This is a genomic window from Saccharospirillum alexandrii, from assembly GCF_043641555.1.
Classification (GTDB): domain Bacteria; phylum Pseudomonadota; class Gammaproteobacteria; order Pseudomonadales; family Natronospirillaceae; genus Saccharospirillum; species Saccharospirillum alexandrii_A.
The window spans coordinates 20,588-36,873 of the sequence record NZ_JBHZRJ010000006.1 but is presented as its reverse complement, the minus strand read 5'-3'; the positions used below and the strand labels follow the sequence as shown (position 1 = coordinate 36,873).

General features: G+C 57.9%; 13 protein-coding genes. 5 read left to right on the top strand and 8 right to left on the bottom strand.

Annotation, left to right across the window (positions count from 1 at the left end):
* Nucleotides 1–7: 7 nt before the first annotated feature.
* Nucleotides 8–1,768, bottom strand: coding sequence for a conjugal transfer protein TraF (gene traF / locus ACHUE7_RS19195; protein ID WP_394171498.1), 1,761 nt, complete (start codon nt 1,766–1,768; stop codon nt 8–10).
* 390 nt (nt 1,769–2,158) lie between these two features.
* On the opposite strand from traF, the gene ACHUE7_RS19190 reads away from it, so the two are divergent.
* The 3 genes from ACHUE7_RS19190 (at nt 2,159) to ACHUE7_RS19180 (ending at nt 4,918) form a co-directional block, all read left to right on the top strand.
* Nucleotides 2,159–2,767, top strand: coding sequence for an LPP20 family lipoprotein (locus ACHUE7_RS19190; protein WP_394171497.1), 609 nt, complete (start codon nt 2,159–2,161; stop codon nt 2,765–2,767).
* Nucleotides 2,768–2,856: 89 nt separating this feature from the next.
* On the top strand, nt 2,857–4,083 hold the full coding sequence (locus ACHUE7_RS19185) for a flagellar assembly protein T N-terminal domain-containing protein (protein WP_394171496.1): 1,227 nt from the start codon (nt 2,857–2,859) through the stop codon (nt 4,081–4,083).
* Nucleotides 4,084–4,444: 361 nt separating this feature from the next.
* Entirely contained in the window at nt 4,445–4,918 is a 474-nt protein-coding gene (locus tag ACHUE7_RS19180) for a GNAT family N-acetyltransferase (protein ID WP_394171495.1), read from the top strand.
* A gap of 89 nt (nt 4,919–5,007) precedes the next feature.
* On the opposite strand, the gene ACHUE7_RS19175 is transcribed toward ACHUE7_RS19180, so the two are convergent.
* The 6 genes from ACHUE7_RS19175 to ACHUE7_RS19150 all read right to left on the bottom strand — a co-directional run bounded on the left by ACHUE7_RS19175 (nt 5,008) and on the right by ACHUE7_RS19150 (nt 12,873).
* Nucleotides 5,008–6,342: an MATE family efflux transporter gene (locus tag ACHUE7_RS19175; RefSeq protein ID WP_394171494.1), complete on the bottom strand. Its 1,335-nt coding sequence runs from the start codon at nt 6,340–6,342 to the stop codon at nt 5,008–5,010.
* 32 nt (nt 6,343–6,374) lie between these two features.
* Nucleotides 6,375–7,205 (bottom strand): symmetrical bis(5'-nucleosyl)-tetraphosphatase, encoded by an 831-nt coding sequence (locus ACHUE7_RS19170; protein ID WP_394171493.1) that lies wholly within the window; start codon nt 7,203–7,205, stop codon nt 6,375–6,377.
* A complete protein-coding gene (gene rsmA, locus ACHUE7_RS19165; RefSeq protein WP_394171492.1) occupies nt 7,202–7,993 on the bottom strand; it encodes a 16S rRNA (adenine(1518)-N(6)/adenine(1519)-N(6))-dimethyltransferase RsmA in 792 nt (263 codons plus the stop codon). The genes ACHUE7_RS19170 and rsmA overlap by 4 nt, the downstream gene beginning before the upstream one ends.
* Nucleotides 7,986–8,975, bottom strand: coding sequence for a 4-hydroxythreonine-4-phosphate dehydrogenase PdxA (gene pdxA / locus ACHUE7_RS19160; RefSeq protein WP_394171700.1), 990 nt, complete (start codon nt 8,973–8,975; stop codon nt 7,986–7,988). Before pdxA ends, rsmA begins: the two co-directional genes overlap by 8 nt.
* Nucleotides 8,976–8,977: 2 nt before the next feature.
* Nucleotides 8,978–10,201 carry a peptidylprolyl isomerase gene (locus tag ACHUE7_RS19155; protein WP_394171491.1) on the bottom strand — a complete coding sequence of 408 codons (1,224 nt, stop codon included), beginning with the start codon at nt 10,199–10,201 and terminating at the stop codon, nt 8,978–8,980.
* 71 nt (nt 10,202–10,272) lie between these two features.
* Nucleotides 10,273–12,873: an LPS-assembly protein LptD gene (locus tag ACHUE7_RS19150; RefSeq protein ID WP_394171490.1), complete on the bottom strand. Its 2,601-nt coding sequence runs from the start codon at nt 12,871–12,873 to the stop codon at nt 10,273–10,275.
* Nucleotides 12,874–13,089: 216 nt separating this feature from the next.
* On the opposite strand from ACHUE7_RS19150, the gene djlA reads away from it, so the two are divergent.
* Both djlA and ACHUE7_RS19140 read left to right on the top strand, forming a co-directional pair.
* A complete protein-coding gene (djlA, locus tag ACHUE7_RS19145; protein ID WP_127560048.1) occupies nt 13,090–13,887 on the top strand; it encodes a co-chaperone DjlA in 798 nt (265 codons plus the stop codon).
* Nucleotides 13,888–13,969: 82 nt separating this feature from the next.
* Nucleotides 13,970–15,334: a leucyl aminopeptidase family protein gene (locus ACHUE7_RS19140; RefSeq protein ID WP_394171489.1), complete on the top strand. Its 1,365-nt coding sequence runs from the start codon at nt 13,970–13,972 to the stop codon at nt 15,332–15,334.
* An 8-nt stretch (nt 15,335–15,342) separates the two neighbouring features.
* Here ACHUE7_RS19140 and ACHUE7_RS19135 read toward each other — a convergent pair whose 3' ends face one another.
* Complete coding sequence (locus tag ACHUE7_RS19135; RefSeq protein WP_127560052.1) at nt 15,343–16,257, bottom strand: LysR family transcriptional regulator; 915 nt, start codon at nt 16,255–16,257, stop codon at nt 15,343–15,345.
* Nucleotides 16,258–16,286 lie beyond the last annotated feature (29 nt).

The following is a 16,286-nucleotide window of genomic DNA, read 5'->3' as shown; positions in this document are numbered from 1 at the left end:
TTAGGGATTAAAACTCCATCGAGAACTGGGCGACCATGCCTGCGTCCTGAATCACTTCATCCCAGTCATCAAATGACTTGGGTTTGAACCAGCCAGTCAGATCCAAGCCGACACCCCAGGGGGTGAAACCAAAGCCAGCGGAGACTACATGGCTGTCTTCCACGCTCAGGTTGTTGCGGTAGCCGCCGCGCAGCTTGAACCAGTTATAGGCGTTGAATTCAGCGCCCAGGCCCAGGTAGCGAGTTGGTACGCCGTATTTCAACGGCTGGTTCTCGGTGATGTCCAGGTCTGCCGCCAGGGTAGTCCAGCGGGTCATGTGGGCACCGCCGATGCGCATTTTGGGGCCAATACTGACATCGGCGCCCGATGTGGTTTCAAAGGTTTGCGGAATCAGGTCTTTGATCACCAGACCACCGCGTACCTGGCCGTTTAAGACATCGGGCCAGTTTTTGGCGACACCGACGTCAACGTTGGCGGTGATGACGTTGGTTGAGTTCTCTTCAATCAGCGTGGCTGTGTCGCCAAACTCGTCTTCAGCTTCTTCAATGGTGAAACGCTTTTCGAAGATGTTCAGGCTAACCAGTTTGGGTGTAACACCGGCCGAGAACGACTCGCCCATGTACTCAAAATCCCGTGCGATGGTGACACCGAATTCTGTGACAGACGCACCGATGATTTCCAGTTCGGATTCGAAGCTATCGAGTGTGGGGGCGTCTACTTCACCGTTTGAGTAGTAGGTGCCGTTGTAGTTCACCAATGCGTCTTGTTCGGTATTGACGTCCTGCTGGGCGGTATCCAGATTGGTGTAAAGAGTATCGAGCTCATCACCCCAGTCTTGAAGATCATTCTGGTAATCTGCATCCGCTTGCCCGCCAGGATAGTCATCCGGGTCTGGCAGGGTGCCAATGTGGTTGGTAATGGCTTGGTTCGCTCCCGACAAATCGACCATGGAGCCGCTGAGCTCGGTGGATTGACTGGTCAACCCGGTCAAATCGTCCAGCAACAAATCGATTTCATTGAAATCGTTGTCGTTCATGAATACTTTGGCGCCGATAGTGGTGTTGTTCGTGATGTTTACACCGAAGCTGTACCCTTCACGTGGTACAGCCACACTGATGAAATCGGCGCCCAGGCCCAGGCTGAACGCTTTTTCGTCGAATGACTGAAAATCAGTTTTCGTGCTTTGAACAACACGGTCGAGGTTGGTTGCCTCGGTGTTTGCCGTTGTTGTTTTGTCATCAAGTGTTCCGGTATTGGTATTCAGACTGGCAGATGCAGTGTTCAGGTCACCAAGGTTGTCTCCTGAACCAGCACTGTTGTTCAGTTGGCCATCATCGTCGATGTCGTCGTTAACGTTGTTAATGGCAGTGTTCAGATTTGTAACATCGGTACCAATATTGGTTAGCACGTCCTCCATCGAGTCGATGCCCGCCCCTGCGTCCCCAAATACCGCCAAGCTGAACGCATCCGCATCGATGGTTTCAAACTGGTCAATGGTGCCGCCTTCATCGGTGAAGGCTTTGCCAGAGGTAATCACACCGTCGGAGTCGTCGATGGAAAACCGGAATGAAGGCAGGGTCATCGCAAAGGATGATTCCCGGCCCAGTGCAGACAACAGGGCGGGGTTGAACGAGTGCACACTGGATAACGCGGCTGACGCTACCCCGGTATTCCCCATGGCGTTCGACTTCGCATCATTCCCGGTAAAGGGAGTTGCCTGAGCGGCACTGGCAGCAATAACGGACAGAGCAAGCAGCGTTTTCTTCATAGAGTGACCTTTTCGCGGTTGAACAGTGTAAAGCCATTAAGGGCGTATTCGGATCCAATGCCGCTCAACGGCGACGGGCCTGGTGAAGGCACGAAAACAATAGTGCTGGATCAGCACATCCGGCAGCGCACAATACGCATGCTGTTGCCCTCACCGGTTAAATATAGGGTCAAAACCCGGCTTTTGTGAAGCAATTCACACAAAAAGATGCTATTTGTTTGATTTTTGACCGCTTTTCTGACGTTTTGCCCCTGTAGAAACCTGACTATCTGGTCGGGTTGGCGGAATATTGGCGACTTCCACCCTTGGTTCAGTTAGGGCTAATGTCTTCTCGCTTCATGCCGATAAAACGGGAAATCCCATGTGTTGTATCGGTAGGCGGAGACCTTTATGAAAACCCTGTTCAAGTGGCGTTCCAGTGTGGTGGTGTTGGGCGCAGCGCTGGTAATGAGTGGCTGCTCGATGTGGCCCTTCGGTAACGACGACGATGAAGTCGAGGCCATTGTGGCTGAGGTTCGGGCCATTAACGAAAAGCTCCCGCCTATGGAGCCCATGGTGCTGCGTTCGACCGGGTATGGCGCTATCAACCCCAATTCCCAGGGGCTCTCGGAAGTTCAGAAACGACTGATCGCCATGCGCGCTTCCAAGCTTGACGCCTACCGTACGCTCGCCGAGCGGGTGTATGGCACGCAGATTGTCGGCAGCTCGACCGTTGAAAACCTGGTGGTCGAGAACGACCGGTTCAAAGCTTTTGTCGACACCCACATTCTGGGCGCCAAAGTGGTGTATCAGGACATGATGGCCGATGGCAGCTACGAAACCATGGTGGAAATGGTGATCGATGAAGGCTTCCGCAATTGCCTGGCCAACCAGCCCGCCGGCCGGCAAAACAGCCGCTGCGCGTCCGATGTGGTGTACGACGTAGATTCGATGACGCGCTCCCAGTTGCGCCAGCAGGGCATCGATACCACCGGTTCTGGCTTGTACTTCATTGAGTAATGTAAGCGGCTAAGTCACACATCGAATAACACATCGCGATGAACCGTGCCCACCGGGAAACGGATGAACCGTCGCGAAGGAGCATAGAGATGCAAGGTTTCATCGGTTTTATTCTGGTGTTTGCCCTGGTGTTCGGGGCCGCATCGGCAGAGCAAATGCCCGCTGGTAACGTGGTGCTGGTTGATGCCGAAGGCCAGGCCGAAGTTGAGTACGATGACATCAACAGCGCTCGTATTCGTGCTCTGCGCAAAGCCATCGAAAGCGCCTCCATGCAGGTCAGTGCCCAGGTGCATAGCACCCAGGTTATGGAAGACGGCAACCTGACTGTCGATTACCTGCGCGTTAACAGCGCCGCCCAGGTGCGTGACATTCAGATCATGAGTGAAGGCCGTGAGGGTAACCTCTATACCGTTGCCATTACCGCCCGGGTTTCGCCCGACCAGGTGTGCGCCAATGTTATGGCCAACCATTACCGCAAGTCGGTCGCCGTTACCGGCTTCGCCATGGAGCACCCACAGCAAGCGTCCATGGGCCACTTGGGTTCAGTAGACCGGGGTTTGCCAGCCTACCTGGTTAACGGCCTGAACGGCGTAGCCGGCATGCGCGCCCTGAACGCCAATACCATGACCCTCTACCCGAACACCCGCACCGCGCCTACTCAGCTTTCCCCGCGCATGACTCTGACCAGCGCCGTCGATGCGGCCCAGAGCCTGGGTGTGCAATTTGTAATCTCCGGCGTGATTCGTGACCTGGCCATGGAAAACCCCGATGCCCCGCGCGAGCGCAGCTGGGATGGCCTGCTGGCCAGAGTCGGTATCGAAAAAGCGCCTCGCACCCGCCACTTCGTGTTTGACCTGTTCGTACACGACGGCCACTCAGGCGCTCTGGTTTTCCAGAGCCGATACAGCACCCATGGCGACTGGAATGAAGCGCGCAATGCACGCGTCGGCTTTGCCACCGGCAAATTCTTCACCACTGACTATGGCCAGCACGTAAGAACCCTGCTCGACCAGGCGATGAGTGACATACAACAAACCATTCAATGCCAGCCATTCATGGCCACTATTACCCAGGTAAACGGCACCCGCATCTTTGTAGACACCGGTGCTTCAAGTGGCCTGCGCCCGGGTGATTTCCTGAGCGTTTATCGCACCAGCCAGAACTTCGACCGCCAGGGCGACAGCTTCTGGCAACTGAGCGATACCCGTTTGGTGGCTGAAGTAAAACAGGTGCAACCACACTTCGCCATTGCTGAGCTTTCAATTGGTACCGAACGGTTGAACTTGCAGATGGATGATCTGGTTATGGCGTGGTGAAAACCGCTATCGAGAAAAAGTAACAGTCAGTCAGCGGCGTAGCCCCACTATCCAGTCCTCTCTCCACCGCCGGGGTAGAGCGCTAGAGAGAGGGGGCGGCGCAGCCGTAACAAGCAACAGTAACTCCCTCACACATCCCGCCCACCCTGTTAACACTACCGAGCCCAGTAGGTGAAAGGTCTCAGTGTGACAGGAAGCACGTAAGCCAGTGAATTAATCGCAGCCACAAAGCCCTCCAAACCAATACCCTTGTGCACAAACCAAACACAAATGCGCCACCTGCCTTGCTAATTCCTGATCAACGTTCAAACTAAACATCAAAGGAGTATTCAGCAAGCGCAAAGGCCAATGGGAGTTCGGTTTGAAATCGCATAACGAGATACACCTGAAGCCCCTTACTGCAGGTGAACTTGATGAGGCCTATCAGCTTTACCGGGATTGCCTGTTCGAGTTTATTGACCGGGCATTTGGGTGGAATGAAGCGTTTCAGCAGCAGCGTTTCCGATCGTCATACCCAATAGATAGCATGCGATGGCTAACGGATGTTAACTCGCGGCGCTTCGGCTTGGTGAGTTTCCTTGAAAAGGATCAATCGCTGCATTTATCGTTGTTGTTGCTGTATCAGGCTCACCGGGGTTCGGGGCTAGGCAGTCTGGTAATGAGAGAACTGGAGGGCCTGGCCGAGGGAAGTGGGCGTAAGATAACCTTGTCGACATTCAGAGAAAACAAAGGCGCCTTTGTGTTTTACCAGAAGCTTGGGTACCAGACCGATAACCAGGACGAGCACTTTTATGAAATGTCCAGGGAGTTGACGTGTCGACAGAGCATTAATTAGATGCAACCTATGTCAATAAGGGACCAGTCAACTGGGGTAGCACCGGCGATGGCCCCTTGTGGCTTGCTTCCTGTCACATCAGCAACCGATCATTCCTGACGCAATCGGTCTACCCAGCGCCGACACCAATACAAACCTGCCAGCCCTATCATCGCACTGCCCACACCCTGGCCAATCAGCACGCCTGGTGCACCGAACCAGTGAGCGCCCAGCCACACGAAGGGAATAGTAAACACTGTGGCCTTGAGTACATTAAACAGGGTTGAGGTTTTGGGGGCGCCCAGGTTGTTGAACAGGGCGTTGGTTACAAAGGTGATGCCGTTGAAGACGAACACCGCACTCAACCCCAACGTAAACCAGCGAATCAGTTCTGCGGCCTGGCTTGAGGCCTGGAACAACCAGATAATCGGCTGCGTTAACGCTGCCAGGGCAAGGCAGACCACCAGGCAGTAGCGCAACACAAAGCGGGTGGATTCAGTGAGCACATCGGTAACTCTATCGTAAGCGGCAGCACCCCAGTTCTGCCCTGCAATGGGCCCCACCACGCCAGATAACGCAAACAACGCAACAAAGGCTACCTGCTGCAAGCGGGTGATGATGGCGAAGCCAGCCACAGCCGCATCACCGAACTGCGCCATGGCGGCTGTTACAAAGGCCAGGCCGATCGGCGTAGCCAGGTTCGTGAGTACGGAAGGCACAGCAATGCTGCTGATGGTCGGGAAGTCGCGCGGTACTGATCTTGCGCCGGGCCAGGATAGCATTCCGTACTGGTGCAGCTTGAACAGACCATAGCCGAAGATGGTTAGCCGGGCGGCGGCGCTTGCAATGGCCGCCCCGGTCAGGTCGAGGTTTAGGCCGAAAATCAGAATCGGGTCGAGTATGGCATTAACGATGGCACCGCTCAGGGTAACCCAGAGCGCGCCCCTGGCGTCGCCTCTGGCTCGCATCACACCGCCAGCCGCCATACCAATGGAGACCGGCACAAAGGTAGGAAGAATGATGGCAAGGTAGTTGGAGGCCTGTTCCAGCGTATAACCCTGGGCACCCAGTAACGCCAGTATCGACTCTCGCCACAGCCAGACGGAGCCGGCCACCAGGGTAGTAATGATCAGGATCAAAACGAAGCTACTGGCGATCAGTTCACGCGCCCGGTCTACCTGGCTGGCACCCAAAGCCCGGGAGACGGTGGCACCGACCGCGATGGTCAGACCAATACTCAGCGATTGGCAAAAGAACAAGATCGACGCCGCAAAGCCCACGGCGGCCGCCAGCTCGCGCTCGCCGAGCAGGGAAATGAAGAACAGGTCGACAAAATCGACAGCGAACAACGCCAGCAAGCCAAGCCCACCGGAGACCGTCATGCGATGAATGTGGGTGGAGACAGGCCCGGAAAGGTAGCCGGCCGGGGCATTGTTGGTGGTCATGAGGTTTTCCGGCTTGGTGGTTGTTGAGTTTTTTAGCCTTCGTTTCTGAACACGATGCCGGTGGTATCACACTGGTAGCGTTCGCCGCTGTCCATGTTCATTAGGGTTAGGTAATTATCCCAAACGTAGCCGGTATCGAGGGCAATGATGTCGTCGTTGCCGGTTTTGCCCATCAGCGCGGCCCAGTGGCCGAACAATAAGGTGTGCTGGCGTTGGGCGGGCCATTCGAACCAGGGTTTCATGCCTTTGGGTGGGGTGTCTGCGCCTTCTTTGTTGTCGAATTCCAGTTCGCCGCCCGGGCCGCAGAAGCGCATTCTGGTGTAGGCGTTGGTGATGTAGCGCCAGCGGTCCAGACCGGTCAGATCGTCGCTCCAGACGTTGGGCTCATTGCCGTACATGCCCTGAATGAAGGTGTTGAACTGGTTATCGTCGGCCAGCACGGTTTCCAGTTCGCGAGCGCGGTCGATGGCTTGCTGATCGCTCCAGTTTGGCGGAATGCCAGCGTGGGTCATCAGCAGTTTGCGCGTCGTGTCTTGCAGCAACAGGGGTTGTTGGCGCAGCCAGCCAAGCAGCGTGTCGGCATTTTCGGCGTTGAGAATGGCATCGAGGTCCGGGTTGCTTTTACGCGGTTTGTCGCTGTGGGCGAGTGCCAGCAGATGCAGGTCGTGGTTGCCAAGTACGGTTTGGGCCGCAGCGCCGAGCCCTTTGACCAGGCGCAGGCAGCCGAGTGAGTCTTTACCCCGGTTGACCAGGTCTCCGGCGAGCCAGAGCTGGTCTGCTGACGGGTCGAATTTAACGGCCTCGAGCAGCAGTTCGAGCGGTTCGCGGGAGCCTTGCAGGTCCCCAACGGCGTACAGCGTCATGAACCCTCCGCGTCGCTCAGTGCATTGGCAATGTTAACAAACTGCTCGATGCCCAGGGTTTCAGCCCGCGCGCCCGGGTTGATGCCGATGGCTTCGAGCTGGGCATCGCTGATCAGGGTTTTCAGGTTGTTGCGCAGGGTTTTGCGGCGCTGGCCGAAAGCCGTACGCACAACGATTTCGAATTTTTTCGGGTCTTTGGCCACAAACGGCAGCGTTTTGCGCGGGTTCAGGCGAACGATGGCCGATTCGACTTTGGGCGCCGGAGTAAAGGCACCGGGTGGTACGGTGAACAAATACCGCGCTTCGCAGTGGTACTGCATCATGATGCCCAAACGGCCATAGGCGTTGTCGCCCGGCGCGGCGCACAGTCGTTGCACCACTTCTTTTTGCAACATGAAGTGCATGTCGTGGATTTTATCGGCGTAGTTGAGCAGATGAAACATCAGGGGTGTCGAGATGTTATAGGGCAGGTTGCCGACCAGCCGCATTGGGCGCTCGTCTTCTACCAGGCTACTGAAATCGAAACTCAGGGCGTCGGCTTCGTGGATGCGCAGCTTTTCAGCCCGGAAGAACCGGGTGCGCAGAATCGGGATCAGGTCGCGGTCGAGTTCCACTACATCCAGTTCGCCACCGGTGGCGTCGAGCAGGGGCTCGGTTAGGGCCCCCTGACCGGGGCCGATCTCGATGACGTGCTGGCCGGGTTTGGGCGCAATGCTTTTGACAATGCGGTCGATGATGCCGGCGTCGTGCAGGAAGTTCTGTCCAAATCGTTTGCGCGCTTTATGCATGCGAATGCTGGCTCCGGTGGTTGGCCATGGTGAAGGCGGTAGTGAGGGCGACGGCAAGGGAGCCATCGCTGGCACGGCCGGTGCCGGCCAGGTCGAGCGCGGTGCCATGGTCGACCGAGGTGCGAATAAACGGCAGGCCGAGGGTGATGTTGACGGCGGCGCCGAAACCCTTGTATTTCAATACCGGCAGGCCCTGATCGTGGTACATGGCGAGCACGGCGTCGGCGCGGTTGAGATAGTGTGGTTGAAACAGCGTATCGGCTGGCAGCGGGCCTTCCAGGCTCCAGCCCAGCGTGCGCAATTCATCCAGTGCCGGTTCAATAATTTCGATTTCTTCGCGGCCCAGGTGGCCGCCTTCACCGGCATGGGGGTTCAGGCCGGTGACCAGAATATGCGGTGCCGGGCAGCCAAAATCCTGAATCAGGGATGCGTGCAAGACGGCGGTGACGCGTTTGAGTTTGTCGCCGGTAATGGCCTTGGGCACGGCGCTCAGCGGCAGGTGAGTGGTCACCAGGGCAACGCGCAAACCTTCGGTGGCAAGCATCATCACCACTTGGTCGACCCCGGCTTTGGTTTCGAGGTATTCGGTATGGCCGGTGAAGGGGATGCCGGCCTCGTTGATCACGCCCTTGTGCACCGGGCCGGTGACCAGCGCGACCCGGTTGGCCAGAGCGAGGTTTATAGCGACATCCAGTGTCTCCAGCACATACGCAGCATTGGCCGGGTTGAGTACGCCGGGTTCGCACGGCGCCCGCAGCCGAACCGGCAGCACCGGAAGCGTGCCGGGCGTGTGGCTGGTTAGCTCATCGGGCGAGTGAATTTCCTGCAGGGTAATGTCGAGCCCCAGTATGGTGGCGCGTGATGCCAGCAACCCGGGGTCAGCAATGGCAAACCAGGGGCCGTCGTGACGGTTCAGTGCCTGCTTCAGCACCAGGTCGGGGCCGATGCCAGCCGGTTCACCGGGTGTAATGGCCAGGGGCAGTGTCAAAGCCGAACCTCTACAAAGCTTTGAGCTCTTAGTTCTACCAGCCAGCGCTCCAGGGCTTCCTGGTATTTGCGCTCGGACAGGGTTTCACGTACTTGCTGGCGCAGTACGTCGAGGCCAATGTCCTGGGTGCGCTGGTCTTCAACCCGAAGAATGTGAAACCCGAATTCGGATTGAAACACGGGGCTGACTTCGCCAGTCGGCATCGAGCGTACCTGGCTGGCAAAGGCGCGCACAAAATCTTCGGCCTGGCGCCAGCCGAGGTCACCGCCTTCGCCCTTGCTGCCCAGGTCGTCGGTGAACTGGTTGGCCAGGCTGGCCATGTCTTCACCGCCTTCAATGCGTTCGCGCAAATCGGTCAGCAGGGTTTGGGCTTGTTCTTCATTCAGCACCACGTTGGGCCGAATCAGGATATGGCGAACCCGATACTGCTCTACCTGAACGGCGCGGCGTTCATTTTTACTGATCAGTTGCGCCAGGTGTAGGGCGTCGTCGCGTTCAACCAGGACGGCTTCATCCAGCTCCATAACCGGAACAACGGTGCGAAACACGCTGGGCAATTCATCGACCTTGCGCAGCCCCAGGTTGCGGGCTTCAGGGTCATCGTTCAGGCGCCCGCCCTGGTTAAGTTCGTCGCGCAGTGTGCGTGCGGCGTCGGCTTCTTCGGGGGTGAAACGACGATAAGCCAGTTCAAACTGGGCTTCGGCCATCGATTGGCCTGCCAGTGTATTCAGGTAACGCTCGACCTCGCCTTCGGTGACCCGAACGGTGCGGCCGACATACTGGCGGCGTACCTCACCAATGGTCAGCTCCTGACGCACCTGTTCACGCACGGTCGGGAAGTCCTGACCGTTGCGTTGCAAGGCGGCAATGAACTGTTCCAATGACATATTGCGCTGTCGGGCCAGTCGGTTAACGGCCTCGTTCACCTGTGAATCGGTAATGCGCAGGTTGATGGAATCAGCCAGTTGCAGTTGCAGCCGTTCGAGTATCAGCGCGTCGAGTATTTGCCGTCGCAGTTCATTCTGCGGTGGGAGTACGCCGGGGTTGCTGGCGTACTGGTCACGTACCGACTGGGTACGCTGCACCAGTTCATTGGCGGTCACCACGTCTTCGTTGGCCACGGCAATAATGCGGTCGAGCAGCTCTTCCGAGTGCGCGGGCAGGCTTAACCCGGCGATGACCAGAGCGCAGGCACCCAGGCGGTTAAACAGGTGAAACACGGCAAAAACTCCCAGTAACTAAATAGTGTGGCAACGTCGCCCGCCAGCGTCAGCGAGCGTCGATGGTTCGGTTAACGGTAATTGTACAGGCGGCCCCGGTAACCGGGCACTTTTTCATCCAGTAAACTTTCTACATTACCGGTGCTGCCGCCCAGGCCTTTGAGTGTGACTTCAAATTTAACACCTTGTTCAGCCCGGCTGGCAAACAGGCCGGTGCCGATAGTGTCTTCATCTTCATCCGGCACGCTGTTGTAGCCGACCAGGCGCAGGTTCCAGCAGCAGCTGTCGTAGTCGATGCCGTAAACCAGATCGGTGTAGGCGTAGTCGTCAGTCACGTTACCGTCTTCGTCCAGCGGACGCGACCAGTTAGCGTACCCAATGAGGGCCAGGTTTTCACGCACTGTCCAGTAACCGGAGGCTCCAAAACTCTGGTAGCCCGCCGGAGATTCGTCCGGGTCGGGCCGGTCGCCACTGACGGCCAGGCGAATGAAACGCCGGTCGCTGGGCAGAAAGGTCACGTCCAGGCTGTAGGCCTGCAAGTCCATGCTCTGGTGTTCAAACTGGGCGCTGGCATTGAGGCTCACCTGGCGGGTTGGTGCCCAGCGCGCATCCAGGTAGTTGGGGCTGTATTCCGGGCTGAAATCCGGGTTTTCGTCGGCTGTCGTCCTCTCGCCTACCCGTTCCTGACTCAGCTTGATGCCTTTGCTGACCCCCAGAAACGCCAGTTCCCGGCCGCTTTGTTTGTCGCGCAGCCGGGTGTCGAGGGCGGCGCTCAGGCGGTTCATGTCGCCAATGCGGTCGAGTCCTGAAAACCGGGACTTGGTGAACAGCGCGAAATCGTTGTCGACCGGGCTGGTGTTCAGATCGGGCAGGGCTTCCTGATCGACAAAGGGGGTATAGGTGTAGTGCAACCGCGGTTCAATGGAGTGCACCCAGACATTGCTGCCGGCGGCGTAGGGACGTTCGGCAATTAAGCGGCTATCGACGGTGGCGCGCCAGTTAACGGCATTGGGGGTGGCGCTGAAGTCTTCCGGTTTGAAGTTGAAATCCGGGTCTACCGGGTTCGATTGCTGGTAGGCCAGGGCCAGGCCTTCAATTTCGGGACGCAGGTAACCCCATTCGACATCCAGCGGGTAGCTGACGCGGGTGTTCAGGTAAAACCGCTGAGAATCGGTGGCCAGGTCGAGCTGGGAGGTGGTCAGGTCGTTTAGGCGGTCGGTGTCGAGTTGTCGGCTGAACAAACTGTAGGTGCCGGTTGCACCCAGGTTCAGATTGCCTGGCAAGCTCAGGCTGTTATAGCGCAAACTCAGTTCCGGCAGGCGTTTCAGATCGTGACTTGCCGCGGTAACGTCGTCGTCTTTGGGTTCCTGCCATTCGGCAAGCAAGCTGGGGGTGACGTTGCCGAAGCGGGTGCTGGCGGTCACTTTGGCCGTCTGGAAGTTTTCCGGGCTGTCCTGAACCGGGGTGGTGAACGCCGAACCGAACCTCAGGGTGCCAGTGCGGATCTGATGACGCAGGTTCAGGTTCAGTGTCTGGTCTTCAACGATGTCCCCGCCGTCGTTGAAGTTTTGGTCGTAGCGAATGTCGCTGACCCAGCGGGTTGAAAGATCGTAACCGGTGGCGTCTCCCAACTGGCCGGACTGGCTGTGGCCGAATGCCCAGCGACGTGGAGCTTCGGTATCGGCATCCAGGGTGTCGTTGGGTTGCGAAACTTGCACGTCGAGATCGGATATGCCGTTGTGGTCTTCCGTCAGGAACCGGAATTCGTTGCGCGCGAGCAGACCCAGGTCCGAGTAATAGTGCAAGGTGAAGGTGTCATCGTAGTTCGGTGCCAGGTTCAGGTAATAGGGCACGGAGAGTTCATTGAAGCCGGGGTTTTCAGTCGCCAGGCCGTAAGTACCGGCCAGAAAACCACTGCGTCGCCGGTCGTCAATCGGAAAGGAGACATAAGGTACATAGAGCACCGGGACCGATTTGATCTGGAAGCGGGCGTGCCAGGCTTTAGCGATGCCGGTATCCCGGTTTACTTCGAAGCGGGCAGCGCGAATCTGCCAACCCGGGTTTTGTGGCATGCACCGCGTAAAGGCGACGGTTTGGCCGGTCAGTAAGCTATCGCCCTCACGCGACATGCGGTTGGCATGGCCGTGCAAATCCTGATCGTGCAGGGCAAAATAGGCGTCGTTGATATCGGAGCTGCGCTGGTCTAGATCGAGCTGGGCGGTGTTGCCGCCGACCATGGCGCCCAGGGTGCGCAGTTGCACATTCCCCATCAGTTCTCCGGTGCCGGTGCTGCGCTGGTAGGTAATTTCATCGGCTTGAAACTGAAAACTGTTCTGGCGCGCGTTGACGTTACCAACCAGGTGCGCTTGGTCGGGAGTGAGCAGGCGGCTTTCATCGAACCGGAAAAACAGCGGGCTTTGCCCGTCGGGCAGGTTGGGGTCGACATTGGGGTCTGAGCGCAACGGGTCGACAAAACCACCGGGGCAATAGGGTGCAATGCCTGCTCGTTCGCGGGCTGGCAATTGATCGTACGGTCGCCAGTCGGTCAGGATACCCTGATTATCCGGGCTCGCTGTACTGTCGGCCCAGGCGCCGTTACCCGAACCTGTCGCTGTCAGTCCCAGGGCGAGCGTCGCCCAAAGGGCGCTGTGAAGTCGGTTTGGTAGCGGCATACGCCCATGAACAGTGGTCAGAGTCAGATGCGGGCATAATACCGGAAAGGGGCTGGGGGGCATACCGTGGCGGTGTGCAAACGGCCCGGATCGGGTTAAGCTGGAATGCCGTTGGCCGGGCGCAGTATCGCTGGCCTTGGCGTTAGGCTGGCTTTTAGCGGGTCGCCGATAAACGCGGATTTTCACGGGCTTTACGCGCAACAGAGGAACAGCAGGGTGCAGTGGTACGGAAAAATCATCGGCGGTGCCATCGGTTTTTACACCGGTGGGCCGATTGGGCTGGCCCTGGGGCTGTTACTGGGTAATGCGTTCGATCGTGCACGCAGCCAGCCGGGTAACCCTTTTCATGGTGACGACCGGCGCGGTGTGATGCAAACCGTGTTCTTTCAGGCAACCTTCCGGGTCATGGGCAAGCTGGCCAAGGCCGATGGCCGGGTCAGTGAGCGTGAGATAGAACTGGCCCGGATGGTAATGGACCGGATGGGCCTAGACGCCACGCAACGCATGGAAGCCATGCGGCTCTTCAATGAAGGCAAGTCACCTGAATACGACATCATGCCGGTGCTGGAAGAATTGCGTGAAGTGATTGGCCGGCGCCAGACGCTGAGCCAGATATTCCTTGAGATTCAATTGCAGACGGCCTACGCCGACGGCAACCTCAGTGCCAGCGAACAGCGGGTCATACAGTTAATCTGCAAGGCGCTGGGCTTCAACAAGTGGCAGTTCGAGCTGATCAATCAGCGCATCAGGGCTCAGGCTCAGTTTCATCAGTCGAGTCAGTCACCCAGGCAAAGCGGGCCGAGCATTGAGCAGGCCTACAAAGTGCTGGGAGTTGAATCCGATTCATCCGATGCGGAGCTTAAAAAAGCCTACCGCCGGCTGATGAGCCAAAACCACCCGGACAAGTTGGTGGCCCGGGGCCTGCCCGAGGAAATGACCGGTGTCGCCAAGGAAAAAACCCAGGAAATTCAGCAAGCCTACGAGATGATCAAGCAGGCTCGCAAGGCGGCTTAGTCTGGCGTCAGGAGTCTGCACAAGTGCCATACTGCAGCCATTATCAATTCTATTTTGACCTATCAGTGAGTTTATTGTTGCTATGCCTATTTTGACTGATCGATTGCAAGCCGGTACGACCGGCGTACCCCTCACCGTACTGGAAAGCCGTGAATTCGAAACCTGGGCGCAGGGCCGGCCGGAAGCACAGGTTGCCTGGCTGCGTGCCAGTGGTTATTCCGGCAAAGGCCTGGCGTTAGTGCCGGGTGAGGGCGGGTCGCTGGCTGAGGTGTTGCTTGGGGTGACGTCACTTGATGACCCCTGGATTCTGGGTGATCTGGCCAAGCGCTTGCCGGAGGGCGATTACCAACTGAAAGGCTCTGATGAGTTTCTCGACCGGGCAGGGCTCGGCTGGTTGCTGGGGACGTACCGGTTCGATCGTTACAAGAGCAGCGAGCCGGTGAAAGCCCGGTTGCTGATTGATGATGAGCCGCGAGTAGCGCGTCTGCAGCAGATGGCGCAAGGAGTCGCGCTGGTGCGCGATCTGGTGAATACACCGCCGAACGATATGATGCCCGAGCATTTATCGGAAGCGGCACAATCGCTGGCTGGTCAGTTTGGTGCGCGGTTTACCGAGCTGGTGGGTGAGCAGTTACTGACCGAGAATTACCCGACTATTTATGCAGTCGGTCGAGCGTCTGTTCATGAGCCCAGGTTGCTCGACCTGCGCTGGGGCGATGCCGGGCACCCCAGGGTGACCCTGGTAGGCAAAGGGGTGTGTTTCGACAGCGGCGGTCTGGATATCAAACCCGCGGCGGGCATGCGCTACATGAAAAAAGACATGGGCGGCGCGGCCCATGTGCTTGGACTGGCGCATATGATCATGGCGCTCCAGTTACCGGTGAATCTTCGGGTGTTGATTCCCGCCGTGGAGAACGCGGTGTCCGGAAATGCCTTCCGGCCGGGCGATGTGCTGAAAACCCGCAAGGGACTGACGGTTGAGATCGATAACACCGATGCCGAAGGTCGGCTGGTGTTGTGCGATGCCCTGGCAGAAGCTGATACCGAAACCCCGGATATGATCATCGATTTTGCGACGCTGACGGGCGCGGCGCGGGTGGCCCTGGGCACCGAACTGCCCGGCTACTTTACCGATGCCGATGCTCTGGCGCGGGATCTGAATGCAGCGGGCAAGAAAGTCAGCGACCCGGTCTGGCAATTGCCGTTACACACCCCCTACGACGACTTCCTGAAAAGCGAGGTGGCCGACCTGGTCAATTGCGCGCCGTCGCCATTTGGGGGCGCGATTACCGCAGGCTTGTACCTGAAACGTTTTGTCGAACAAACGCCCTGGGTGCATTTCGACATCATGGCCTGGAACCAGCGCGCGTTGCCGGGTCGCCCGGTTGGCGGTGAAGCCTTTGGCGTGCGGGCTGTGTTTGAGATGCTGGAGCAGCGCTACCGATAACGTCCGGGTTAGTCGGTCTTTTTAAACGACCCCGGCCCAAATTGCCCTGCCAGGTCAACAAAGCTGTTCAGATAGGGGCTGTCGCCCTCGGCGCTGCGGATGGCGGCGTAGAGGGTGCCGTGCAGGCCCTGCTCCCCCAGCGGCCTTGAGGTCAGTGAGGTCGTCGGTTGCTGCGAATAGTGCAGCACCCAGTCGGGCAGGGCTGAGAGGCCCCGGCCACTGGCCACCAGCAGCAGAATCACCGCAGTCAGTTCCGACTGGCGAATCGATTTGGGTTCAATGCCCGCCGGGCTCAGGAAGTGCTTGAACAGGTCGAGCCGGTCGCGGGAAACCGGGTAGGTGATCAGTTGCTCGGTTCTCAGGTCTTCCGGGGCAATCCAGGTTTTTTGAGCCAGAGGGTGGTCTTCGGCCATGACCAGACGGCCTTCGTAGTTAAACAGGGGCCGGAATTCCAGGTCGCTGGCTTCTACCGGGTCCGATGAGATCACCAGGTCCAGCTCGCCCTCACGCAAAGCCGTAATCGAGTCGAAACTCAGACCGAGGCGAATGTCGATATCGACCAGTGGCCAGGCTTTCTTGAAGCGTTCCAGCACCGGCATCAGCCAGTCGTAACAGGCGTGGCACTCGATGGCGATGAACAGTCTTCCTGCCTCACCACTGGCCAGCCGGCTCAGTTCCTCCTCTACATCCGCCATGCGTGGCAACACCTGATCCGCCAGTTGCACCAGCTTGTAACCTGCCGGGGTTAACCGAATGGGCCGGGTATGGCGCATGAACAGCGAGACATCGAAATGATGCTCCAGGCTTTTTAACTGGTGCGACAAGGCCGACTGGGTAATGTGCAGTTGCTCGGCAGCCCGGGCGAGGTTGCCGCAACTGGCGATGGTCTTCAGGCTATGTAGATGTCGCCGCTCAAGAAACATATGAATCCTATTTGATAAATTCGTGAAAA